Raw genomic sequence first — 24,725 nt, 5'->3', positions numbered from 1 at the left:
AATAATGGAATATTACAATTATCTAAAATCACTGCATCTTATATTTGTAATCACTTGGTTTGCGGGTTTGTTTTATATTGTGCGTTTGTTTGTGTATCAAATAGAGGCAAATGAAAAACCATCTCCCGAAAAAGAAATTCTGCAGGCGCAATACAAAATAATGGCCTATCGTTTGTGGTACATTATTACATGGCCGTCGGCGGTTTTGGCGAGTATTTTTGCTTTTTGGATGCTGTTTTTTACAGATGCAGGACACATTTGGCTCACACAACCTTGGATGCATGTAAAATTATGTTTCGTTTTCCTTCTATATTTATATCACGGAAAATGCCATCAGATTTTCAAACAATTACAAAACGATGAGGTAAAATATTCCAATAATTTTATGCGTTTATGGAATGAAGGCGCAACGATTATTTTATTTGCCGTTGTCTTTTTAGTAGTTTTAAAAAGTGCCATCAACTGGATTTTCGGCGTAATCGGGATTATTTTATTCTCGGTTTTAATAATGCTGGGATTCCGTTTTTACAAACGAATTAGAGAAAAAAAATAAAAAGAGTTTTGCCACTAATTACACGAATTTTCCCGAATTTCTTTTTGTAATATTTGCCACAGATTAAATGGATTATGAGGATTAAAAAAATCATTTAAATCCTTTTAATCTGTGGCTAAAAAAATAATTAGTGTAAATTAGTGAAATTCGTGACGAAAAAACAAAAGGAACATGCTAAACATCAAAATGACAATGCTCTCACTTCGTACCAGGATTTTCCTGTCGATGATTGTATTGATTGTTGTGGCATCTTTTTTATTAGCTTCGATTTCAATTATTCAGTTTAAAACCGAAGCCAAAGAATATCATCAAGAACGTTTAGAACGAAAAGAAAATGCTGTAAAAGAACACATCAATTATGTGCTTTCTACAACGACTTATCCGCTAAAAACTCAAAACTTAGATTTAATCTTTAAAGATAAAATCCACGAGTTAGCACAGATTCACAAAATCGAAATAAACATTTACAGTCTTGACGGGAAACTTTTAAAATCTTCTAAAGAGTCTTTTGCCGTTGATAAAATTGCACCGCCAATTCCCGAATATATCTTGAAACTGGTTCGTTCTTCTATCGAAAAGCGTTTTGTGGACATTAAAACTATCGACGGAGTCAAAAACAGATCTTCATACAGTTTAATAAAAGACGAAAAATTCAAACCACTCGGAATTCTTAACCTTCCATATTTAGAAGACGATGGTTATTACGATAACGAGTTGAATACTTTCTTGATTCGCTTAAGTCAGGTTTATTCTTTTATGCTGATTGTGGCTTTTGCCTTGGCGTATTTCCTTTCGACCTATATCACAAAATCATTAAAAACTATTTCAGATCGTTTGGAAGAAACCAATTTGGATCAGAAAAACGAAAAAATTGTTTTAGAAGCCAACAGCAAAGAAGTCAACTTTCTGATAAAAGCGTATAACGGAATGGTTGACAAACTGGAAACCAGTGCGATTAAATTAGCGCAAAGCGAACGTGAGGAAGCTTGGCGCGAAATGGCGAAACAAGTTGCACACGAAATTAAAAATCCGCTTACGCCAATGCGATTAACGGTGCAGAGTTTCCAAAGAAAGTTTGATCCCAATGATCCTGATGTAAAGCAGAAAATGAATGATTACTCTGAAACCTTAATTCAGCAGATTGATACCATGACGGCGGTGGCTTCGGCATTTTCAAACTTTGCTTCTATGCCGGCACAGCAAAATGAAACCTTGAATGTTGTTGAGGTTGTGGAATTGGCTTTGGATATTTTCAACGAAGAATATATTTCTTTTGAAAGCGATGAAGAAGAAATTATTTCGAAAATGGATCGTACGCAATTGATTCGTGTTATTACCAATTTGGTTAAAAATGCGACACAGGCAATTCCGGAAAGTCAGTTTCAAAAATCAATTGTGGTTACCGTAAAAAGGCGAAATAACAATGTTGAAATTGCCGTAAAAGACAACGGAATCGGAATCCAGAAACAAGATATCGGCCGAATCTTCGAACCAAAATTTACTACCAAAACCAGTGGTATGGGACTCGGACTCGGAATTATCAAAAACATTATAGAAAATTACAAAGGAACAATTACCTTTGAATCAACTTACGGAAAAGGAACCACATTTAGGGTTTCTTTACCTATTACAAACTCTTAAATTCATCGTCATGAACTACGAAAATATATTAATTTCTATTGAGGAAAAAGTTGCCACAATCACTATAAACAGACCTACAAAACTGAATGCTTTAAACAAATCGACAATTAGCGATTTGAGCAATGCCATTAAGCTATTAGGGAAAAGTGACGATGTTCGCGTTATTATTTTAACCGGAAGCGGAGAAAAAGCTTTTGTAGCCGGAGCAGATATTTCAGAATTTGCAAACTATACAGTTGTTGAAGGCGCACAATTAGCAGCCGAAGGTCAGGAATTATTATTCGATTATATCGAAAACCTTAAAAAGCCAGTTATTGCAGCTGTTAATGGTTTTGCTTTAGGCGGAGGATTAGAACTGGCAATGGCGTGTCATTTTAGAATAGCTTCAGACAATGCAAAAATGGGATTGCCAGAAGTAACTTTAGGATTGATTCCGGGCTACGGTGGAACACAGCGTTTGCCACAATTAGTGGGGAAAGGCCGTGCAATGGAAATGATTATGACCGCAGCGATGATTTCTGCAGAAGAAGCAAAACAATACGGTTTAGTAAATCACGTAGTGCCGCAGGAAGAACTTTTATCGTTTACAAACGTAATTGCTCAAAAAATCATTAAAAACGCTCCGTTTGCGATTGCAAAAGCAATTAAAGCAATCAATGCTAATTTTGAAGATGGCAAAAACGGATTCGATACTGAAATAAAATCGTTCGGAAAATGTTTTGGAACGGAGGATTTTAAAGAAGGAACTTCAGCATTTTTAGAAAAACGTAAAGCTGAATTTACAGGAAAATAAGTTATTCCACAAAGTTGCGCAGAGATAGCACAGTCCCGATAGCTATCGGGACACAAAGAAAATTTATATAATCTTTGTGTAACTTTGCTAAATCTTTGCGCAAAATAATAGACAAGATTATAAAAACTTAGAATCTCAGGATCTCAGAACCTTAGCAACTTAAAAAAAATGTACGAACCAATATTTGCCCTTTTTTGTGAACGAGTTAAAGAAAGTATTCAAGCTGGAACTTTCGCAAAACTGACTTTGGCTAAAACTATGGGCGATACCGAAATCAAAAATATTTATTTCAGATTGGTTTTAAATGAAGACAATACTTTCTCGATTTCATTAACTACTCGCTATAAAACAGAAGAAATCGAAAGCATTCACACTTTAGATGAGGCTTTATTGGTTTTAGGTTCTTATATCAAAAAACCGTTTCTAACTGCACTTTTATTTACTACAGATAACGATGTTACTTTCAAAGTAAACAAAAAGAATGCAGGAAGTATTATCGAGCAGCCACCGACATTTAAAAATGCATCGCCGGTTATGCTGGAAATGGTTGAAAAGGGAATTGTTTAAATAATAATTTTTAGAAATAGATATCTGAGTTGTCAGGCTGAGCGAAGTCGAAGCCTCGTTTACTGAATCACTTTGCGGGCTTCGACTTCGCTCAGCCTGACAAAAGATAAAATCTTAGTGTATCTCTGCGAAACTTCTTCGCGAATCTCTGTGAAATAACTCGCTAAACCAGCTTCACAAACAAGTTAGAAGCAATTTTATTAGAAATAGACAATTCCTTCCCATCAACCTTAATTTTTACCGATAAATCGAAGGATTCTTTAGAAAGAAATTCAATTTTAGAACCCAAAGCGATTCCTTGTTTATCCAGATATTTTAAGAACTCTGAAGAAGTATCTTTTACGCCGACACAAACTCCGGTTTGATTTTCTGATAATTCAGAAAGCAGTTGTTTCTCAATTTTAATAATTCGGCCATTAGCATCCGGAATCGGGTCGCCATGCGGGTCTTCTGTAGGATTTCCAAGAAAATCATCCAAACGGTTAATCAATTGCTCAGATTTGATATGTTCTAACTGTTCCGCAATATCGTGAACTTCATCCCAGCTGAAGTTTAATTTCTCTACCAAAAAAACTTCCCATAAACGATGTTTTCTAACAATCATTTTAGCAGCCAGTTTTCCGTTTTCGGTTAGCGAAACACCTTGGTATTTTTTATAATTTACTAAATCTTTATCAGCCAGTTTTTTAAGCATATCCGTTACAGAAGAAGCTTTTGTTTCCATGATTTCTGCAATGGCATTCGTGCTAACTTCAGTTTCTAAAGCCGCCGTTAAGTGATATATAGATTTTAGATAATTTTCTTCTGAAAAGGTCATTCGGTTTTAGATTTTAGAGTGTTGATTTTAGATTTTAGATTGAGAGAAAACCTTTGTCACTTTGCACCTCTGAACCTTTGTCCCTCTAAAAAGAACTATTTTATTTAACAATCAGCAAAGGTATTGAAATTTTATGTCTCAATTTATCTACCGTTGTACCAAAAAGAATATCTTTTAATCCAGTGTGGCCGTGGGTTCCCATTACCAAAATATCGAAAATACCGCTGTTGATGATTTCCGGAATTATTTTGTTTGGTTTTCCAAAACCAAGCTCTGTTTCAATGTTAAATCCTTTTTCTGAAAGCATTTTTTTATACTCTAATAATAGTTTTTCATCAATTGTAGTTTCGTGATCATGAATGTGAATTCCATACATTAAGGCACCAACTGTTTCGACAACATGTATAAGAGTGTATTTTGCATCCATTCCGCCTAATTCGAAAGCATGATTAAGTGCAGCTTCATCGGCATGAGAAAAATCCACAGAAACAGCGATGTTTTTTACTTCCTGAGTTTTCTTTTGAGAAAAATGAAGTTTCAGGTTATGAGGCGAATGATTTATAGTTTTTGATTTGGCTTTAGCAATAAAAGGTTTAAAAACAATGTAAAGAAGTAAGCCTAAAAAAGCAAAAGCAAGCGGCACAACCGTAAGCCATAAAATTATTGGATGACTTGAACTTGCAAGCCACGATGTAATTTCATCATAAACCAACTTTGCATTTAATGAAACAATAATAGCTGCAATAATCCAGGAAACAACCTGAGTAGTTCTCGAAATATGAAAACCATTCATTTTTGATTTATCACTGACAAAATGAATCAGCGGAATAATCGCGAATCCTAATTGTAAACTCAAAATCACCTGACTTAGAATTAAAAGCTTTCCGGTTACACTTTCACCATAAACCCAAATAACGATTAAAGCAGGCACAATCGCAATTAAACGCGTTATGATTCGGCGAACCCACGGCTGAATACGCAAGTGCAAATAACCTTCCATCACAATTTGTCCGGCAAGTGTTCCGGTTACAGTTGAGCTTTGTCCCGCGGCAATTAAAGCAACTGCAAACAATATTGGAGCCCATTTCGTTCCTAATAATGGTTCCAGAAATGTGTGCGCATCCTGAATCTCGGCTACTTCAAACATTCCATTTTTGTGGAAAGTTGCGGCAGCAAGAATTAAAATCGCAGCATTTACAAAAAAAGCCAAATTCAAGGCAATTGTCGAATCTATAAAATTGTATTTTAAAGCCTGTTTGATTCCGGCTGGACTTCTATCGAATTTTCTGGTTTGAACCAAAGATGAGTGTAAGTAAAGGTTGTGAGGCATTACAGTTGCTCCAATAATTCCGATTGCGATATATAAAGCAGCTGAATTTGGAATAGAAGGAATAAGTCCGGCAAGGATTTTTGGAACTTCAGGTTCTGCAAAGATCATTTCGAAAATGAAAGAAAATCCAATAATGGCGACCAAAACAATAATAAAAGCTTCCATTTTACGAATTCCTTTATTGATTAAGAAGAGTAAAAGGAAAGTATCTAAAACGGTAATCAAAACGCCTTCAAAAAGTGGAATTCCGAATAAAAGATTAATTCCAATCGCCATTCCCAGAACTTCGGCTAAATCGCAGGCTGCAATTGCAATTTCGGCGAGAAAGTATAAAATGTAGTTGATGTATTTTGAATAGGTTTCTCTGGAAGCCTGCGCTAAATCGCGCTGCGTTACAATTCCAAGTCTTGCACTTAAACTCTGCAAAAGCAAAGCCATTAAGTTACTCATTAATAAAACCCAGACTAAAGTGTAGCCAAACTGGCTTCCACCGGCAATATCTGTGGCCCAGTTTCCGGGATCCATATAACCAACGCTTACTAAATATGCCGGGCCTAAAAAGGCTAATATTTTCCTGAAACCTGTTTTTTTATGTTCTGTAGCAACCGATTGGTTAACTTCTTCTAATGATTTAGTCATTTCTAATATATTGATTTACCAAATATATTGAAAAATTATATTCGCTCAACAATATTTTTAGACTTGTCTAAAACTTAAATGTTAGAATTCAAACATTTTGGACATAATCCCGAAAGGGTAAAGTTTATTTCGTTTACTTTATAATTATGAGGCATAATATAACTTGGCTTTACAGTTTCGAGACAAGTAATTTCATGGCAGTTCTCACAACTAAAATGAGCATGATTATGAATGTGTACTCTTTGATGTGAATGATTGCATTTTGCATATTTTACTGTTCCATCAAGATTCGAAATTTTATGAATAATATCGTCGTTAACCAAACGATCTAAAATTCTATAAATAGTAACGCGATCGCAGACATCGTTCAATTGTTTTTGAATTTCGGTGTGGGACAGTGCTGTTTTAGATTTCTCAAAAACCTCTAAAACGGCTGTCTTTGCTGTAGTGTTACGTGTAGCTTTCATTTTATTTTGAATTAAAAAATTTAACGCAACAATGTTGCAATTGATTTTAATGTGTATATTTGCAACAAAATTGCATTAAGCAAATGTACAAGAAATGAAGAAAACTACCTCATCCTTTTACGATATTTTAGGAATTTCGAGCGCGACGATCTGCCTGGTTCATTGTTTGATTTTTCCACTTTTAACAATCCTTCCTTTGGGCATAAGTCACAATCCAATTATCGATTTAGTATTTGCTTCGATAGGCTTATTTGCAATTCTCAAAATTACGAAAAAATCAAGTCTTTTGGTTTCGTCAATTTTGATTGTTTCAATGAGTTTAATCTGGATTAGTATTTTGACTGAAATCTTCTTAGAGATTCATCTGGACCTGATTTATTTTGGCGGAATCGGGATGATCATCGGGCATTTGATTAATTACAAATTACACAAAAAACAAAATCATTAAAAGTATTAGTTATGGAACAGAAGAATTTTGATGTGATTATCATTGGCGGAAGCTACAGCGGATTATCTGCTGCAATGAGTTTAGGACGTTCTCTTCGTCAGGTTTTGATTATTGACAGCGGTTTGCCTTGTAACCGACAAACGCCGCATTCGCATAATTTTATTACACAAGATGGTGAAAAGCCCGCAGTGATTTCGGCGAAAGCCAAATTACAAGTGGATCTCTATAAAACGGTTCATTTTTATAACGGACTAGCTGTAAAAGCGATCGGGAAAGAAAACGGATTTGAAGTTTCAACAGAATCTGGTGAAACTTTCAATTCAAGGAAAATCCTGTTTGCAACCGGAATTAAAGATCTGTTTCCCGAAATTAATGGTTTTGCTGACTGTTGGGGAATATCTGTTCTACATTGTCCGTATTGCCATGGTTATGAAGTTAAAAATGAAAAAACAGCCATAATTGCAAATGGTGAAATGGCATTTGATTTTGCAAAACTGATTTCGAACTGGACAAAAGATTTGAGATTATGTACGAACGGAAAATCAACTTTGACTTTAGAACAAACCGAAATACTTAAGAAACATGGAGTTCAAATTTTTGAAGAAGAAATAGATTCCTTTGAACACAAAGAAGGATATGTCAAAAACATTATCTTCAAAAATCAGGAAAAAGTTGAAGTCAAAGCCATTTATGCAAGACCACCATTTGAACAGCATTGTCCATTACCACAAGATTTGGGTTGTGACATAAACGAACAAGGTTTGCTAAAAGTTGATTTTATGCAAAAAACAAATATTGTCGGTATTTATGCGAGCGGAGATTGTACCACTCAAATGCGATCTGTGGCCATTGCGGTTTCAACAGGATCTTTCGCCGGAGCTGTAATTAATAAAGATCTTATTGACGAGGATTTTTAATTGATGCACCGAAAATTGCTCGCAAAGTCGCAAAGCCGCAAAGTTTTTATTGATGAAGCTTAAAAAGAAAAAAGCTTTGCGGCTTCGCGACTTTGCGCGATTAAAAAAATATATAATTGAACTTACGACTTTGTTTAAATAGAAATATAACATATTGACATATTAAAAGTTATAAATTTCTAAATTTAAAATCATTATTTGTCAAATTTAATTTTTAGTTTTGTCTAAAATTAATTTTACCACGATGAAAAATTCAATTTGGATATTGATATTATTTAACTTACACTTTTCTTTTGCTCAGGAAACCTCTAAAATCTCTGGTTTTATAACTGGCAACGGACAAAAATTACAAGCCGCGAATATTCAGTTATTAGGAACAAAACAAAAAACAGTTTCAGACAGTTTAGGTTATTATGTTTTTGAAAATGTTAGTATTGAAGAAGGAAAAATCCAGGCAACTTCGACTGGATTTAAACCCGTGACTCAAAGATTTTCAATTGTAAAAGGACAAAACCTCAATCTTGATATTGATTTAGAAGATAATGAAAACCAGCTTAACGAAGTAGTAGTTTCGGGAACCTTAAAACCAGTAAAACGTTTAGAAAGTGCTGTTCCGGTTGAGGTTTATTCACCGGTTTTCTTCAAAAAAAATCCAACACCAAGTATTTATGACGCACTTCAAAATATAAACGGCGTTCGGCCGCAGCTGAATTGCGGGGTTTGTAACACGGGCGATATTCATATTAACGGCCTCGAAGGTCCGTATACTTTGGTTTTAATTGACGGAATGCCAATTGTAAGCAGTCTTTCGACAGTTTATGGTTTATCCGGAATTCCGAATTCTTTGGTGGAACGAATAGAAATAGTAAAAGGCCCAGCTTCGTCTCTGTATGGAAGTGAGGCCGTTGGAGGTTTGATTAATATTATCACCAAAAATCCAACAAATGCCCCAATGTTTTCTGCGGATTATTTTACAACGACTTATTTTGAAAACAATCTTGATTTGGGAATGAAGTTTAATGTTGGACAGAAAGCAACTTCTCTTTTAGGAATTAATTATTTCAGCTATAATCAAGTTATTGATAAAGACAAGGATAATTTTACAGATGTAACGCTTTCTGATCGTATTTCGGTTTTTAATAAATGGAATTTTCATCGAAATAATAATCGTCTTTTTACGATTGCAGCACGCGGAATGTATGAAGATCGCTGGGGCGGAGACGTTCGATGGGAAAAAAAGTACAGAGGTGGCGACGAAATTTATGGTGAAAGCATTTATACCAAAAGAGCAGAATTAATAGGAAGTTATCAATTACCGTTTGAAGAGAAACTAATGCTTTCTTTTTCCGGAAACTTGCATTATCAGGACAGCCGTTACGGAACAACATCATTCATTGCGAATCAAAAAATTGGTTTCTTGCAATTGACCTGGGATAAAAAGATTGGCCGTAATGATTTACTTGCTGGAATTGCAAATCGATATTCGTATTATGACGACAATACTCCGGCAACAAAAGAGGCTGAAAGTACCTGGTTACCGGGAATTTTTGTTCAGGATGAAATTACGTTTTCGCCAAAGAGCCAAGTTTTGCTGGGAGCGCGCTATGATTATAACTCTATTCACGGTTCTATTTTTACACCCAGATTTGCGTATCGCTTTAAAGCAAATGATAATACAATTTTCAGATTAAACGCCGGAACGGGATTTCGGGTTGTGAATTTATTTACCGAAGATCACGCAGCACTTACTGGTTCACGAGAAGTTGTAATCAAAAATGATTTAAAACCGGAACAATCTGTAAACGTAAATTTGAATTATATTCAGAAAATAAACTTTAATAACGGAACTTTTATCGGAATTGAAACAACGGCTTTTTACACAAGATTCAGCAATAAAATCATTTCAGATTATGAAACAGACCCTAATAAAATCATTTATGACAATATCGATGGTTATGCTATCAGTCAGGGAATCAGTACCAATGTCGATGTCAATTTTACCAATGGTTTAAAGTTTATTTTGGGAGCAACGGTTTTAGACAATAAAAATGTTCAGGAAGGAATTTCTGAAAGACCTTTTTTAACTGAAAAATTCACAGGAACATGGAGTGTGTCTTATAAAATTGAACCTTGGAATTTACTGTTGGATTATACCGGAAATGTTTATAGTCCGATGAAATTGCCTTTACTGAACGAATATGATCCGAGAAATCCAAATTCGCCTTGGTACAGCATTCAGAATATTCAGTTTACATACACGGGCTGGAAGAATTTTGAACTTTACGGCGGTGTCAAAAATTTGCTGAACTTTACTCCAAAGCAGAATAATCCGTTTTTGATTTCGAGAACGAATGATCCTTTTGATAAAAATGTGCAATACGATGCGGCAGGAAAAGTACTGAGAACCCCAGATAACCCATACGGATTAACTTTTGATACAACGTATGTTTATGGGCAAAATCAGACTATTCGTGGTTTTTTTGGGTTGCGATATACTTTGAGGTAAATTTATGGGCGACAATAATGCAATTCATAATTAAACTGGACTGAAGTCCAGCTCTACAATATGAATCGAGCCTATGGCTCTTGAAGTTCCAACGGAACGAACTATGTTGTAGGGCTGGACTTCAGTCCAGTTTAATAATGCAAAAAAGAGATATAATCATTTTAATCTGCGTCATCTGTGGCCCAAAAAACAACAAAATGAAAAAGCTATTTTTCCTAATCTTCCTCTTCGGAATAACTTCAACAGGATTCTGCCAGTTAAAAAGCAACACTTTTGAAGAAGTAGATAGCTTGCAACAAATTCAAAAACGAAAAATCATCGTTTTCATCCATACCGATTGGTGCCAGTTTTGCCAGCGAATGAAAACTACAACTTTTAAAAACCAGGAAATTATCGAGAAACTAAACTCCAATTTCTATTTTATTGATTTGAATGCCGAAGAAAAACGAGATATTACTTTTAATAATCAGATATTTAAATACAAACCTTCAGGAAATAATGTGGGTGTTCATGAACTGGCTTTACAGCTTGGAACAATTAATAATCAAATTGTGTATCCGGTTTTATGCATTTTAAATGAGAAAAACGAGATTATACTGCAGTACAGCAATTATTTGAGTCCAAAGGATTTTAACCTTCTTTTAGAAAAACTGAAAGAATAAATTTTCTTATTTTTGAGAATGAATTCTTCGCAAATTAAACACTTCGATTACATTTTTACAGGAACCGGACTGGCATCTTTAATGACAGTTTATAAAATGGTTTTATCTGGAAAATTCCCTGATAAATCAATTTTGCTCTTAGATCAGGATTCGAAGAAAACAAATGACAGAACCTGGTGTTTTTGGGAAAAAGAAGATTCAATATGGAATCCGATTATCTCTAAAAAATGGGATTTGGCTTTATTTGCCAATGAAAACTTTAAACGAGATCTTCTATTAAAACCCTATACCTATAATAAAATCAACGGATTAGATTTTTATAATTTAATTTTCGAAACCATTTCAAATCAGCCGAATATTACTTTTGTAAATGAAAAAGTAACCGACATAAACGAACTCGAAACTCATGTTTTTGTTGGTACAGAACAAAACAGATATACCTGTAATTATTTATTCAACAGCATTTATACAAAGGCTTTCGCCGAAAGTCAACCGAAATATCCGGTTTTACAGCAGCATTTTGTGGGTTGGTTTGTAAAATCAGAATCAGAAGTTTTCAATCCTGAAGAAGTTATTTTCATGGATTTTTCGGTAGAACAAAAAGGAAATACAAGATTTATGTATGTCTTGCCAACTTCTAAAACTGAAGCTTTGGTTGAATATACTTTGTTTTCGGAGAAACTGCTTCCTACGGAAGAATATGAAAACGAAATTCAAATCTATTTGCAAAAACTGGGGATTCAGCATTATGAAATTATCGAAAAGGAGCAGGGAAGTATTCCAATGACTTCTTATCCATTTTGGAAAAAAAACACCAAAAGAGTTTTAAATATTGGAACTGCCGGCGGATGGACAAAAGCAAGTACAGGCTATACTTTCAAAAATTCCGATAAAAGATCTTCAGAATTAGTGAAATTTCTTTCTGATAATACTTCTCCCGAAACCACAGTATTACTCAGTATGAAAACATTTCATAAAAAAAGCCGATTCTGGTTTTATGATTTATTGCTTTTAGATATTCTGTATCGCCATAATGAATTAGGAAGTTCTATTTTTACTTCTTTATTCAAAAAAGGGAATCCACAATTGATTTTTAAATTCTTAGATGAAGAAACCAATTTATTTGAAGACCTTCAAGTCATTTTAAAATGTCCAAAATTGCCTTTTATAAAGGCATTGTTTCGAGCTTTATTCAGTTAAGGTAAAAACTCAGCGTACATCAGTCTAAATCTGTAAAATCTGCGGACCATCTTATTCTAATTTTTTTATCGTAATAAGTAGTGCATACTTTGAGAACTGTGATGTGAACGTATAAAAAATACCTTATTGTTCTGTTTTTATGACTTTTTGAAGCGATTCAAAAGATGCCCTGCCAATTAATTTTGTATTTGAAAAATTGAAGAGGATTATGGGAACTACAAAGAATTTAAAATTTGATATAGAAACAGAAGCAATAGGAAAAATCTGCAAGGCGCTTGGACATCCTACAAGAATTCAAATTATGACCCTTTTATGGAGAAAAGATAATAGAACTTGCGGTGAAATAGTTGATTTAATTCCTTTGGCACAATCCACAATATCAAAACATTTACTTGAATTAAAAAAAGCAAATCTGGTCGAGATAAAATATGAAGGTAAAAAAACGATATATTCTATAGAAGTTGATAATATAGAAGTTCTTAAAAGATTTGTAAGTAATTATCTTTCAACTATTGAGATTTCTGAACAGGATAAGGAAACGGTTTTGACAACAAAACGTAAAATGCGAGGCAGAAACAGACATTTAAAACAATATAATTATCAATTTCCTGAGAAAAAAGTAAAACAAGCAGCAGTTTAAATATTCTGAAATACAAGGCTTAGAATTTTATATCGAACTATAACAAAACTTTATACTTCAAATTAAGTAGTTGCGAGTAAACTTTGTAACTTTGCAGTTCAAAAGTAAAATTTAAAAGAATAAAAATATGTATCCAGAAGAAATGGTAAAACCAATGCAGGCTGAACTTACAGCTGCTGGGTTTCAAGATTTACATAGTGCCGAAGCTGTTGAAAATGCTATCAAAGCAGAAGGTACCACTTTAGTTGTTGTAAACTCTGTTTGCGGATGCGCTGCAAGAAATGCACGTCCGGGAGCAAAAATGAGTTTAGAAGGCGCTAAAAAACCAGATCACCTTATTACAGTTTTTGCTGGTGTTGACAAAGAAGCGGTTGATGCTGCAAGACAACACATGTTTCCTTTTCCTCCATCATCGCCATCTATGGCTTTGTTCAAAAACGGAGAATTGGTTCACATGTTAGAGCGTCACCACATCGAAGGTCGTCCAGCTGAAATGATTGCTGAAAACTTGCAAGATGCGTTTAACGAATTCTGCTAATTAAGGGGCTAAGATTCTGAGGTTTAGGCTCAAAGTAGAAAAGGTACATAGGTACAAAGATTTAAAAGAGGGGTGTTTCAATTTTGAAACACCCCTCTTTTAAATTTATATATTTCCTTGTTCCCTAGGAACATCTCGTTGGTAGAAAATTATATTGTTATCATTGTTTTACGTTCCGTAGAGACATTTGATTTTGGTATCGTTTTTATAATCTGATAATATCAAACGTCCCTACGGAACGAAAATATGGGCGATCGCTATTTTTTTCTACCGATGAAACATTCCTACGGAATGATAACTAGATATAAAAGAAAAAAACTTAGAATCTTAGCGTCTCAAATCTTAGCAACTTAAAAAAACCTTTGAACCTTTGCCACTCAGTACCTTTGAGCCTCAAAAAAACTAATTCCATCCTCCGCCAAGGGCTTTATATAATTGAACCATTGAACTTAATTGTTTTTGGGTTAATTGGGAAAGACTTAATTGCGCTTCAAACAAAGATCGCTGCGCATCCAGAACTTCTAAATACGAAACATAACCATTGTAATACCTCGCATTTGAAAGATCATAGTTTTTTTGTGCAGCAACAACCTGTCGGTTTCTGGCTGTCCATTCCTCTTTAAACATAGCCACATTTTGAAGGGAGTTTTCGACTTCGGCAATTGCAGTTAAATACGTTTTCTGGAAATTGAATTTTACTTCTTCCGCAATTTGTCGGTTGACATCAACGCGGCGTTTGTTTTTTCCGAAGTTAAAAATTGGACCGGTAACGCCTGCACCAACATTGTGCATATACGAACCATCGTTAAATAAATCTCCAACCATAATACTGGTAAAACCTGCAACGGCAGCAATATTAAATGACGGATAACGCAATGCCTGCGCAACACCAATTCTCTCATAAGCCGCTTTGTATAAATATTCCTGACGTTTTACATCAGGTCTGTTTTCTAATAAAGCTGACGGAACTGAAGTTGGAAAAGTCGTTAAAATCAACAATTCACTATTCGTTTTTCCACGCTGAATTGGCTGTGGAACTTGTCCGACTAAAATCGAAATCGAATTTTCCAGAGCCGTAATCTGTCTTTTGATTAACGGAATATTCGCTTCGGCAATTGCAACCTGCTGTTCAATTTGTACTTTATCCAATTCGGCAACATAACCGCTTATAAAACGTTCGTTAATAATGTCGTACGCCTTCTGTCTGGTTTCTAATGTATGTGTCGTAATTTCCAGTTGGTTATCAAAATCCCGCAATTCAAAATAAGAAATAGCTATAGTGCTCACAATATTTGACAGAATTACTTTTCGGGCTTCATCGGTTGCTAAAAGTTCATTTTGCAACGCTTTATTCTGATGACGGTATTTACCCCAGAAATCCAGTTCCCAAGACATATTGGCGAATGCCGATGAAGGCTGCATAAAAGTTTCGGCACTATTTACCTGACCGGAATATTGAAAAGCAGGAAATAAATCAGCTTTTGCGATTCCAAGATTAGCTTTTGCTTGTTCTAAACGTGCCAAAGCAATTTTAAGATCGTAATTGTTTTGAATTCCTTTTTCAATCAGACCAATTAAGACATCATCGTTAAATATCGATGACCATTTTATGGTGGTAACAGATTTTGTTGTGTCTCTGGTTTGATCGCCAAAACGAAAAGTATCTGCCTGAGGTTGTTCGGGTTTGACGTATTTTGGTCCAACCATGCATCCGTAAGGAAAAACAACCATCAAAAATAACACTGAAAGTATTTTTAGATTTTTCATTTTTCTTCCTCTTTAGGTTCATCGATTTCCTCCGGTTTTTTCTTTCCGAATGTTTCAATAAATACAAATAACACCGGAATCAGACAAACACCCAAAATGGTGGCGACCAACATTCCGCTAAAAACCGTCATTCCCATTACTTTTCTGGCTTGCGCTCCGGCTCCGCTTGCGGTTAACAACGGAACAACTCCCAAAATAAAAGCAAAAGCCGTCATTAAAATTGGTCGGAAACGTAATTTGGCAGCGTACAATGCGGCTTCTTTAGCGGGCATTCCTTTTTCATATTCTTCTTTGGCAAATTCTACAATCAGAATGGCATTTTTTGCAGCCAATCCAATCAGCATTACGAGACCAATTTGCGCAAAAACATTATTTACATAATCCGGACTTAATAAACGGCAGAGATATAATCCGAGAAATGCACCAAAAACGGCAAAAGGAGTTCCGAGTAAAACGCTGAAAGGTAATTTCCAGCTTTCGTATTGTGCGGCGAGAATTAAAAACACGAAAAATAACGCCATGATAAAAACCGTATTTCCTTTTCCTTCGGCTTGTTTTTCCTGATAACTCATATTGGCCCATTCGTAACCCATTCCGGCAGGCAGCACTTTCGCGGCGGTTTCTTGTAATGCTTTCATGGCTTCCGCCGAAGTAAATCCGGGTGCGGGAGTTCCTCCAATTTCTGCGGCACGATACAAGTTAAAACGTGTTGTAAATTCGGGTCCGCTTTCTTTTCGAATGGTCGCAATACTCGTAATCGGAATCATTTTATTATCCCGACTTCGAACAAATATTTTATTAATATCTTCTGGATTTACAGTAAAACTTGGATCGGCCTGAAGCAAAACAATATATTGCCGTCCGAATTTATTGAATTCATTGATGTATTGACCTCCTAAACTGGCACCAATGGCGAGATTGACATCCGATAAAGAAAGATTTAGTTCTGAAACCTTTTCCCGATCAATATCCAGACTAATCTGCGGAACATTTGGATTGAAGGTCGTTCGAATAGTTCCAATTTCAGGTCTTTTTTTAGCTTCGGCCATAAACCTTTGGGCATTTTGAAAAAGATACTGCGGTGTGTTTCCTTCTTTATCCTGTAGCATCATCGAGAATCCGGCGGCATTTCCAATTCCCGTAATCGGCGGAGGCCCAAAAGCAAAAACCGTAGCTTCAGGGATCCCAAAAACTACTTTTCCGTTGACTTCTTTTAAAATCTGAAAAAGATCTTGTTCACGTTCTTTCCATTCTTTTAAAGCAACAAAGAAAAATCCGTTATTGGTGGCAACCGAGTTTTTGATCAAACTGAATCCGGCAACAGAAGTATAATATTCAACACCTTGATTTTTAGATAAAATATGTTCTACTTTTTGAATGACTTTACTGGTTCTTTCTAAAGAAGAAGCGCCGGGAAGTTCAATATTCACAAACATATAACCCTGATCTTCTTCGGGAACGAAACCTCCCGGAATTTTTCCTCCCAAAAGAATAATGGCTCCAACTACAATTCCGATAAAAATTAAACTTCGGGCTGTTTTCTTGATTAAGAAACCTGAAAACCCTGTGTATTTATTGGTGAAATTTCCAAACTTAACATTAAACCATTTGAAGAATTTCCCGAGCCAGCCTTTTGCTTCCTGATTAGGTTTTAGTAATAATGAACATAAAGCCGGACTTAAAGTTAAAGCACTTAATGCAGAGAAAATCACGGAAATAGCAATTGTAATAGCAAATTGCTGATACAATCTTCCGGTAATTCCCGGAGTTAATGCAACCGGAATAAATACGGCAGTTAAAACAATCGCAATCGCAATTACTGGTCCCGAAACTTCACGCATCGCCTGATTTGTGGCTTCTCGCGGAGACATTCCCTGTTCTATGTGATGCATTACGGCTTCAACCACCACAATGGCATCGTCGACGACAATCCCAATGGCGAGAACTAATCCTAAAAGAGAAAGTACATTTATCGAAAATCCGAGTAACGGAAACAGCATGAATACCCCAATCAGGGAAACTGGAACGGTTAAAAGTGGAATTAAGGTTGCACGCCAGTTTTGCAGAAATATAAAAACTACCAGAATTACCAGAATAATGGCTTCCACTAAAGTATGCATGATTTCGTTAATTCCTTCAGAAATAGCTAAAGTCGTGTCTAACGAAACGGCATACTTTAAATCCTGAGGAAATCTTTTACTGAGTTGTTCAATCGTATTTTTTACATTTTCGGCAACTTCAAGAGCATTCGAACCCGGCATTTGTTTAATTCCGATAGTTCCTGCGGGATTTCCATTGAGCTTGGCAACCGATGCATAACTTTCGGTTCCGAGAGTTACTGTTCCAACATCTTTCAACCGAACTTGCTGATTGTTTATGTTTGATTTTAAAATGATGTTTTCAAAATCTTCTGGATTTACCAAACGATCTTTCAGCATTACGTTATACGTGAATTCATTGTTTTGGGTTGCTGGCGGAGCGCCAAATTTTCCTCCGGGTGCAATGGCATTTTGTTCCTGAATAGATCGAATAATATCGGGAACTGTTAAGTTGTATTTGGCCATGATATCGGGCTTGACCCAAATTCGCATGGCATAATTACTTCCTCCGTAAAGGGTAACTTCTCCAACACCTTTAATACGGGCGAGCGCATCTACAAGATTGATGCTCGCATAATTAGTCAAAAAGTTATTGTCGAAAGTTTTGTTGGGAGAATACAAAGACAAAATCAACATGGGCATTGATAATGACTTTTTGGTTGTAACTCCGGTTGTTTTTACATCGTTTGGGAGTTTGTTGGTCGCTTCGGCAACTCTGTTTTGAGTTAACATCGTAGCATTATCCAAATCTGTTCCCATATCAAAAGTGATCGAAAGCGTCATACTTCCGTCACCCGTATTGGTTGACTGCATGTAAAGCATATTTTCAACACCATTTACTTTTTGTTCAATGGGTGTTGCAACGGCTTGCTCCACATTTAGCGCATTGGCTCCGCGGTAACTCGTAGAAACCTGAACGAGAGGCGGGGCAATTTCGGGATATTGTGCAATGGGCGTTGACAGAATCGAAAGTCCTCCAATAAGAACTATAAATATGGAAAGTACGATTGCAACGATTGGTCGTCTTACAAAGAAATTATCCATAGCCTAATTGTTTAGAGATGATGCAATCTGCTTTTTATCTTTCTCGGCTACGTAGGGAACTGGAACGACTGTTGATCCAGGCTGAATAAACTGATTGCCAATAATAGCGACTTTTTCGTTGGGTTTTAAACCTTTAGTAATAATCCAATCGACTCCAATTTTCTGTCCAACTTCGACCATTCGGGTTTGAATCGTGTTTTTATCGTCAATAATAGAAACCTGGAATAATCCCTGAATTTCGGTTACGGCTTTTTGGGGAACTACAATCGCATCTTTTTGGGTTCGGAGTAAAACGCGGACTTTAGCAAATTGTCCGGATCGTAAAGTTCCGTCCGGATTTGGAAATTGTGCTTCAATAGTTACGGTTCCGGTTGTTGGGTCTATTTTGGTATCAGAGAAATTGAGAGTTCCTTTGTATGGATGTGTACTTCCGTCAGAAAGTATAAGTTGAAGATCGGTAATTCGTTCTCCGTCTTTGACTTGTTTTTGATATTGCAGATAATTTGATTCGCTGACAGTAAACTGAACTCTGACTTTTTCTAGTTTTGAAACGGTGTTTAATTTAGACTCATTTCCAATTTTGGTAATATAATCTCCTAATCGGGCATTCGAAAGACCAATAACACCGTCGATTGGAGATTTTATATTGGCATAGCTTCTTTCAATCTGCTGATTTTTTAAACTTGCCTGAACACTGGTGTAGTTTGATCGGGCTGCTTTTTCTTTGGCTACAGCCGCATCTAATTCTCTTTTACTAACAGCATTCATATCTGCCAGCGGCCGAATTCGTTTTAATTCTTCTTCGGCATTCACTAAATTACTTTGTGCAGCGGCAACCTGTCCTCTAACCTGATCGACTTTGGTGTCATATTCAAGTGGGTCAATGGTGTATAATAATTGCCCTTTTTTAACACGCTGACCTTCTTTAAAATGAATTCCGGTTAAAATTCCGTCAACTCTGGCGATTAATTCAATGTCTAAATCCCCAAAAGTCTGTCCGGCAAAATCTTTGTAAATGGGAACATCTTCACTCTTGACCGTTACAAAAGGCGCCTGCATGGGAGGAGGGGCTTTCGGTTTTTCTTTTTTACAAGAGATGAAAATTATTAAAAGTAAAAGAATTGGGAAGAGTGGTTTGGGTAGTTTTAAAGCATTCATAATCATAAATGTTAAAATTGTGCCTTATAAATTTAGTGAAATTTTTATAACGTATTGATAAGCAGTGTTTATTTTTTACTAACGCAATAAAGTTGCAAATACAAATTCGAAATGGTTACCTCCTAATGCAAAAAATGAAATGAACTTATATCACATATATGGTTTAAAACAGGGTTAGTTAATTGTTTTTTGAAATCGAAAAGAAAAACCTACCTTTGCGCCCGAATTCACTCAGAAAATAGAATTCGATATATAATTCTTAACTTAAAACTGTTTATAGCATGCAACTGTACAACACTTTGAGCGCAGAAGAAAGAGCAATCATGATCGATGATGCGGGTAAACAACGTCTTACGTTGTCTTTCTATGCGTATGCCAAAATTGAAGATCCCAAAAAATTTCGCGATGATTTATTTTTAGCCTGGAATAAGCTTGATGCTTTAGGCCGAATTTATGTTGCCAATGAAGGAATTAATGCTCAAATGAGTATTCCTGAAGAAAATTTGGAGGCTTTTAGAGCAACTCTTGAAGTTTATGATTTCATGAAAGGCATTCGTTTAAATGAAGCTGTAGAACATGATGACCATTCGTTTTTAAAATTGACTATTAAAGTGCGTCACAAAATCGTTGCCGACGGTTTGAATGATGATACTTTTGATGTAACTAATATTGGCGTTCACTTGAAAGCCAAAGAATTCAACGAGATTCTTGATGATCCAAATACTATTGTAGTTGATTTTAGAAATCATTACGAAAGTGAAGTTGGACATTTTAAAAATGCGATTACTCCAGATGTTGAAACGTTTAGAGAAAGTTTACCCATAATCAACGAACAGCTTCAAAACCACAAAGAAGATAAAAATCTGGTTATGTATTGTACCGGAGGAATTCGATGTGAAAAAGCTAGTGCTTATTTTAAACACCAAGGTTTCAAAAACGTATTTCAGTTAGAAGGCGGAATCATTAATTACGCCAAACAAATTGAAGCGGAAGGTTTAGAAAGCAAATTCATTGGTAAAAATTTTGTATTCGATAACCGTCTTGGCGAAAGAATCACAGATGATATTATTTCACAATGCCACCAATGCGGAAAACCTTGCGATAATCATACAAACTGCGAAAATGACGGTTGTCATTTATTGTTTATTCAATGTGATGAATGTAAAGCTGCAATGGAAAACTGCTGCTCTACAGAATGTTTGGAAATTATTCATATGCCTTTGGTTGACCAAGTTCGTTTAAGAACCGGAAAACAAGTTGGAAACAAAGTGTTTAGAAAAGGTAAATCTGAAAATTTAAAATTCAAACATTCAGGTGAGTTACCAAATACTGCATTGGCAGCAGCGGAAAAACCAGCCGATATTCGTCAAAAAGTAAAAGTGAAAAAAGTACTTCTTGGAAAAGCAGAACATTATTATGTAAAAGCGCAAGTGGGGCAATTTACTATTGAAAACCAAGAGTTAAACAGCGGTGATAAAATCTTAATTTCTGGTCCAACTACTGGTGAACAGGAATTGGTTTTAAACAAATTTATCGTTGATGGCGCAGAAACCCAATCTGCTAAAGTTGGTGATAAGGTTACTTTTGAGGTTCCTTTTCGTATTCGTTTGTCAGATAAGTTGTATAAAATAGTAAATTAGCATAAATTTTTATGCTAATTTATTTATGTCACAATCCTATACCAAATTATGGACTCATGCAATTTGGGCAACCAAAAATCGTCAGGAATTAATTGATTTTTCAATTGAGAAAACATTGTATGATTTTATTTGGCAAGAGCTGACTGAACTTGGATGTCCCGTTAGAATCATCAATGGTATGCCAGATCATGTGCATGTCTTATTTTTACAAAATCCACAAAAAACAGTTTCAGATATTGTTAAGCAAATTAAAGGAAGTTCTTCTCATTTTATGAATAGAGGAGAATTTATCCTTGAAAAATTTGCTTGGCAAACTGGTTTTGCGGCATTCTCTGTCAGCGAATCTCAGTTAGATGCTGCTTACAATTACATTAAAAATCAAAAAGCAACATCATCTTAAGAAAAATGGTCAAGATGAATTTGATGAATTTATAAAATTGCATGGGTTGGGTGATAAATGATTGCTAAACTTAACGGTGCGTTTTTTATGATTGGAATGGATAACAATACGTTCCCCGTGGTTGAAACCACGGGCTATATTGAAATACCATACGCAAAGAAAACATAGCCTGCGGTTTCAACCGCAGGGACGCAACGATATCCACAACGATAATATGTATTATTAGAATTTAGAATATTACCAATCAATACGTTCCCGTGGTAAAAACCGTGGGCTATCTTTGATAAAGATTGCGTAACGATTTACAAATAACTTTAAAATATAGACTATGATAAAAATCATAGAAATATAATCTATACCCACATTATTTTTGCCAATTGTTAGATGAATAGAATCGGAAAACATATCATTGGAATAATAAAATCAAAATGACACTTACTAACAAAATTGAACTCATGGCTCCCGCAGGGAGCTTTGAGTCACTTCAGGCTGCACTAGATAATGGTGCGGATTCTATTTATTTTGGAGTAGAACAACTCAACATGCGTGCGCGATCAACGGTGAATTTTACCATTGATGATTTAAAAGAAATAGCCAATCGCTGCGAAGCTAAAAACGTTCGAAGCTATCTTACTTTAAACACCATTATTTACGATCACGATTTATCAGTTGTAAAAACATTATTGAATAAAGCGAAAGAAGCAAACATTACGGCCGTAATTGCGTCTGACCAGGCTGTAATTGCCATGGCAAGATCAATAGGAATGGAAGTTCACATTTCAACACAGCTGAATGTAACCAATATCGAAACCATAAAATTTTACAGTTTATTTGCAGATACTATGGTTTTAAGCCGAGAGTTAAGCTTGCGTCAAGTAAGGAACATTACAGCTCAAATCGAAAAAGAACAGATAAAAGGCCCAAACGGAAATTTAGTCGAAATTGAAATTTTTGGTCACGGTGCTTTGTGTATGGCCGTTTCAGGAAAATGTTATTTGAGTCTGCACTCGCATAATTCATCGGCAAATCGTGGAGCATGCAAACAAAACTGCCGAAAAAAATATACTGTTATAGATCAGGAAACCGGTTTTGAAATTGAACTTGATAACGAATACATGATGTCGCCGAAAGATTTATGTACGCTGGATTTCTTAGATCAGGTTATAGATTCGGGAATTCAGGTTTTAAAAATTGAAGGACGCGGACGCGCGCCGGAATATGTGGCAACAGTTATCAAAACGTATCGCGAAGCTATTGATGCGTATTACGAAGGCACTTTTACAAAAGAAAAAATCGCAGTTTGGATGCAGGCTTTAGAAACCGTTTACAATCGCGGATTCTGGTCAGGATATTATCTGGGTCAGGAATTAGGCGAATGGAGCGATATTCCGGGATCTGTAGCAACACAGAAAAAGGTTTATGTTGGAAAAGGAACACATTATTTCCCAAAAGCCAATGTTGGTCAATTTAAAATTGAAGCTTACGATATTAAAATTGGAGATAAAATTTTGGTTACAGGCCCAAGTACAGGCGCTCAGGAAATGATTATCGACGAAATGTTTGTAAACGATTTAGAAGCTGAAAAAGCAACAAAAGGTGACGATTGTACTTTTAAACTTCCGTTCAGAATCAGAATGTCGGACAAATTATATAAAATTGTTGAGGCATAATGGTTATTGTTACTTTACAAAGAGATAAATGCATTGGCTGTAATTACTGTGTCGAAATGGATCCGATACATTTTCAGATGTCAAAAAAAGATGGAAAATCGGTTTTGATTCATTCTATAAATGCAAAAGGCTTTTTTACATTAAAGTCTCCTAATCATACAATTGTAGAAAGCTGCGAATTGGCGGCAAAAGCCTGTCCGGTTAAGATTATTACAGTCAAAGAAACTTAGGAAAATAGTATAGAAAAATTAAAACCCATATTTTGTTATTTACAAATATGGGTTTTTAAATATTTATTTCTCTTTAGAATTGCTTCACTGCAGAATTATTCTATTGTTACAGAAGGTTTAATTTGAATATAATCATGTTTGTTTTCGATCTCTTTGTCTAGAAAAATGATATAATTGCTTAAATAGTTCGAGAGATTACGATCTTCTATTATTTGCTTATCGGCATTATAAAATCGGGTTGAATGTATAAAGCTTTCTAAATCAAGTGATTTTTTAGATTTGAATCTGGGCCTGGTTTGCTCGTCAAATTCTTCAAAGAAAAAAGTCCCATTTTTAGAAGTCCCGCTGTCTTTTAATAAATACCGTTTAGGGTTAACTGCCGGATAAGATTCATAGATGTATTTATTATCTAATTTAAAAAAAAGAGTATCCTTTCTTTTATTCTCAATAATTTTCGAATCTTTCTGTATAGGATAATAAGAGATATATTCTAAACTTTTAGCCTGTATTAGTTGATTGCAATCATCAAAAAAAATCACATATTTATCAGTTAAAGAATCTTTTAATTTCCATTTGTCCACAATTTTATTAGATTTTCCGTCATGATAAAACTTTCTGTTTTCAATATAATCTTTTATGGAGATTATATTTTTGGGTTTAATGTTTTTTGCTGCAACAGAATCACCGCTAAAAAAAACATAACCATCTGTATTTGTCTGTCTAAACTGCATTTTTTCGAACGCCAGTTTCTTGTTGTAATTCTCATTTGACAGTTTTAATTCAATCGAGGGAGATACAGTGTAATACTTATCTACGCTAAAAAACAATGTATCCTTTTTATTATCATTAACTTGGGCTGTCAAACTAATGAAGGGAAGCACTGCGATAAATAATAAATATGTTTTCATGTTTGAATAATCAATCATTATCTTAAATATTGGTTTGCATAATTTTTTGTCTCAACCGTAATACAATTTTGACAAGCGTGCAAAGTTATTT

22 protein-coding genes are annotated in these 24,725 nt (G+C 35.2%); 15 read left to right on the top strand and 7 right to left on the bottom strand.

Features of this window, described 5'->3' with window-relative positions:
• Positions 1-4 precede the first annotated feature (4 nt).
• The 4 genes from APR43_RS17195 (at position 5) to APR43_RS17180 (ending at position 3,554) form a co-directional block, all read left to right on the top strand.
• A complete protein-coding gene (locus tag APR43_RS17195) occupies positions 5-553 on the top strand; it encodes a CopD family protein (RefSeq protein ID WP_053473139.1) in 549 nt (182 codons plus the stop codon).
• A gap of 225 nt (positions 554-778) precedes the next feature.
• On the top strand, positions 779-2,194 hold the full coding sequence (locus APR43_RS17190) for a sensor histidine kinase (protein WP_053473138.1): 1,416 nt from the start codon (positions 779-781) through the stop codon (positions 2,192-2,194).
• 10 nt (positions 2,195-2,204) lie between these two features.
• Positions 2,205-2,987 carry an enoyl-CoA hydratase/isomerase family protein gene (locus APR43_RS17185; protein ID WP_053473137.1) on the top strand — a complete coding sequence of 261 codons (783 nt, stop codon included), beginning with the start codon at positions 2,205-2,207 and terminating at the stop codon, positions 2,985-2,987.
• Between the two features lie 168 nt (positions 2,988-3,155).
• Positions 3,156-3,554: a hypothetical protein gene (locus tag APR43_RS17180; protein ID WP_053473136.1), complete on the top strand. Its 399-nt coding sequence runs from the start codon at positions 3,156-3,158 to the stop codon at positions 3,552-3,554.
• A gap of 163 nt (positions 3,555-3,717) precedes the next feature.
• Here APR43_RS17180 and APR43_RS17175 read toward each other — a convergent pair whose 3' ends face one another.
• The 3 genes from APR43_RS17175 to APR43_RS17165 form a co-directional block, all read right to left on the bottom strand.
• Positions 3,718-4,371 carry a metal-dependent transcriptional regulator gene (locus APR43_RS17175; RefSeq protein WP_053473135.1) on the bottom strand — a complete coding sequence of 218 codons (654 nt, stop codon included), beginning with the start codon at positions 4,369-4,371 and terminating at the stop codon, positions 3,718-3,720.
• Between the two features lie 100 nt (positions 4,372-4,471).
• Positions 4,472-6,340, bottom strand: a complete 1,869-nt coding sequence (locus tag APR43_RS17170) for an Nramp family divalent metal transporter (RefSeq protein ID WP_053473134.1) — start codon at positions 6,338-6,340, stop codon at positions 4,472-4,474.
• 74 nt (positions 6,341-6,414) lie between these two features.
• The gene (locus APR43_RS17165; RefSeq protein ID WP_053473133.1) at positions 6,415-6,807 is read right to left on the bottom strand and encodes a Fur family transcriptional regulator; all 393 of its coding nucleotides are present in this window, start codon (positions 6,805-6,807) and stop codon (positions 6,415-6,417) included.
• 94 nt (positions 6,808-6,901) lie between these two features.
• On the opposite strand from APR43_RS17165, the gene APR43_RS17160 reads away from it, so the two are divergent.
• From APR43_RS17160 to APR43_RS17130, 7 genes are all read left to right on the top strand, one after another.
• Positions 6,902-7,255, top strand: a complete 354-nt coding sequence (locus APR43_RS17160) for a MerC domain-containing protein (RefSeq protein ID WP_053473132.1) — start codon at positions 6,902-6,904, stop codon at positions 7,253-7,255.
• A gap of 11 nt (positions 7,256-7,266) precedes the next feature.
• Positions 7,267-8,172 carry an NAD(P)/FAD-dependent oxidoreductase gene (locus APR43_RS17155; protein WP_053473131.1) on the top strand — a complete coding sequence of 302 codons (906 nt, stop codon included), beginning with the start codon at positions 7,267-7,269 and terminating at the stop codon, positions 8,170-8,172.
• Positions 8,173-8,416: 244 nt separating this feature from the next.
• A complete protein-coding gene (locus tag APR43_RS17150; protein WP_053473130.1) occupies positions 8,417-10,678 on the top strand; it encodes a TonB-dependent receptor in 2,262 nt (753 codons plus the stop codon).
• Between the two features lie 197 nt (positions 10,679-10,875).
• Positions 10,876-11,340 carry a thioredoxin family protein gene (locus APR43_RS17145; RefSeq protein WP_053473173.1) on the top strand — a complete coding sequence of 155 codons (465 nt, stop codon included), beginning with the start codon at positions 10,876-10,878 and terminating at the stop codon, positions 11,338-11,340.
• Between the two features lie 18 nt (positions 11,341-11,358).
• The gene (locus APR43_RS17140) at positions 11,359-12,540 is read left to right on the top strand and encodes a lycopene cyclase family protein (protein ID WP_053473129.1); all 1,182 of its coding nucleotides are present in this window, start codon (positions 11,359-11,361) and stop codon (positions 12,538-12,540) included.
• Between the two features lie 208 nt (positions 12,541-12,748).
• Entirely contained in the window at positions 12,749-13,180 is a 432-nt protein-coding gene (locus APR43_RS17135) for an ArsR/SmtB family transcription factor (protein ID WP_053473128.1), read from the top strand.
• A gap of 127 nt (positions 13,181-13,307) precedes the next feature.
• Complete coding sequence (locus tag APR43_RS17130) at positions 13,308-13,718, top strand: BrxA/BrxB family bacilliredoxin (RefSeq protein WP_053473127.1); 411 nt, start codon at positions 13,308-13,310, stop codon at positions 13,716-13,718.
• Between the two features lie 402 nt (positions 13,719-14,120).
• Here the strand turns inward: APR43_RS17130 and APR43_RS17125 are convergent, their stop codons facing one another.
• From APR43_RS17125 to APR43_RS17115, 3 genes are read right to left on the bottom strand one after another with little or no spacing between them, the layout of a single operon-like run.
• The gene (locus APR43_RS17125; protein WP_053473126.1) at positions 14,121-15,485 is read right to left on the bottom strand and encodes an efflux transporter outer membrane subunit; all 1,365 of its coding nucleotides are present in this window, start codon (positions 15,483-15,485) and stop codon (positions 14,121-14,123) included.
• Positions 15,482-18,628, bottom strand: a complete 3,147-nt coding sequence (locus APR43_RS17120; RefSeq protein ID WP_053473125.1) for an efflux RND transporter permease subunit — start codon at positions 18,626-18,628, stop codon at positions 15,482-15,484. The genes APR43_RS17125 and APR43_RS17120 overlap by 4 nt, the downstream gene beginning before the upstream one ends.
• A 3-nt stretch (positions 18,629-18,631) precedes the next feature.
• On the bottom strand, positions 18,632-19,786 hold the full coding sequence (locus APR43_RS17115; RefSeq protein WP_165590698.1) for an efflux RND transporter periplasmic adaptor subunit: 1,155 nt from the start codon (positions 19,784-19,786) through the stop codon (positions 18,632-18,634).
• A 281-nt stretch (positions 19,787-20,067) separates the two neighbouring features.
• On the opposite strand from APR43_RS17115, the gene APR43_RS17110 reads away from it, so the two are divergent.
• The 4 genes from APR43_RS17110 to APR43_RS17095 all read left to right on the top strand — a co-directional run bounded on the left by APR43_RS17110 (position 20,068) and on the right by APR43_RS17095 (position 23,726).
• Positions 20,068-21,426 (top strand): rhodanese-related sulfurtransferase, encoded by a 1,359-nt coding sequence (locus tag APR43_RS17110; RefSeq protein WP_053473123.1) that lies wholly within the window; start codon positions 20,068-20,070, stop codon positions 21,424-21,426.
• Positions 21,427-21,451: 25 nt separating this feature from the next.
• Positions 21,452-21,826: an IS200/IS605 family transposase gene (gene tnpA / locus APR43_RS17105; RefSeq protein ID WP_240514965.1), complete on the top strand. Its 375-nt coding sequence runs from the start codon at positions 21,452-21,454 to the stop codon at positions 21,824-21,826.
• 428 nt (positions 21,827-22,254) lie between these two features.
• The gene (locus tag APR43_RS17100) at positions 22,255-23,496 is read left to right on the top strand and encodes a peptidase U32 family protein (RefSeq protein WP_053473122.1); all 1,242 of its coding nucleotides are present in this window, start codon (positions 22,255-22,257) and stop codon (positions 23,494-23,496) included.
• A complete protein-coding gene (locus APR43_RS17095; protein WP_053473121.1) occupies positions 23,496-23,726 on the top strand; it encodes a ferredoxin in 231 nt (76 codons plus the stop codon). The genes APR43_RS17100 and APR43_RS17095 overlap by 1 nt, the downstream gene beginning before the upstream one ends.
• Before the next feature lie 95 nt (positions 23,727-23,821).
• Here the strand turns inward: APR43_RS17095 and APR43_RS17090 are convergent, their stop codons facing one another.
• Positions 23,822-24,634: a hypothetical protein gene (locus APR43_RS17090; protein WP_123924604.1), complete on the bottom strand. Its 813-nt coding sequence runs from the start codon at positions 24,632-24,634 to the stop codon at positions 23,822-23,824.
• Positions 24,635-24,725: the final 91 nt, after the last annotated feature.

The sequence above is a fragment of the Flavobacterium sp. NLM genome (assembly GCF_002210235.1).
GTDB classification, from domain to species: domain Bacteria; phylum Bacteroidota; class Bacteroidia; order Flavobacteriales; family Flavobacteriaceae; genus Flavobacterium; species Flavobacterium panici.
This window is presented reverse-complemented; position numbering and strand designations above follow the sequence as displayed.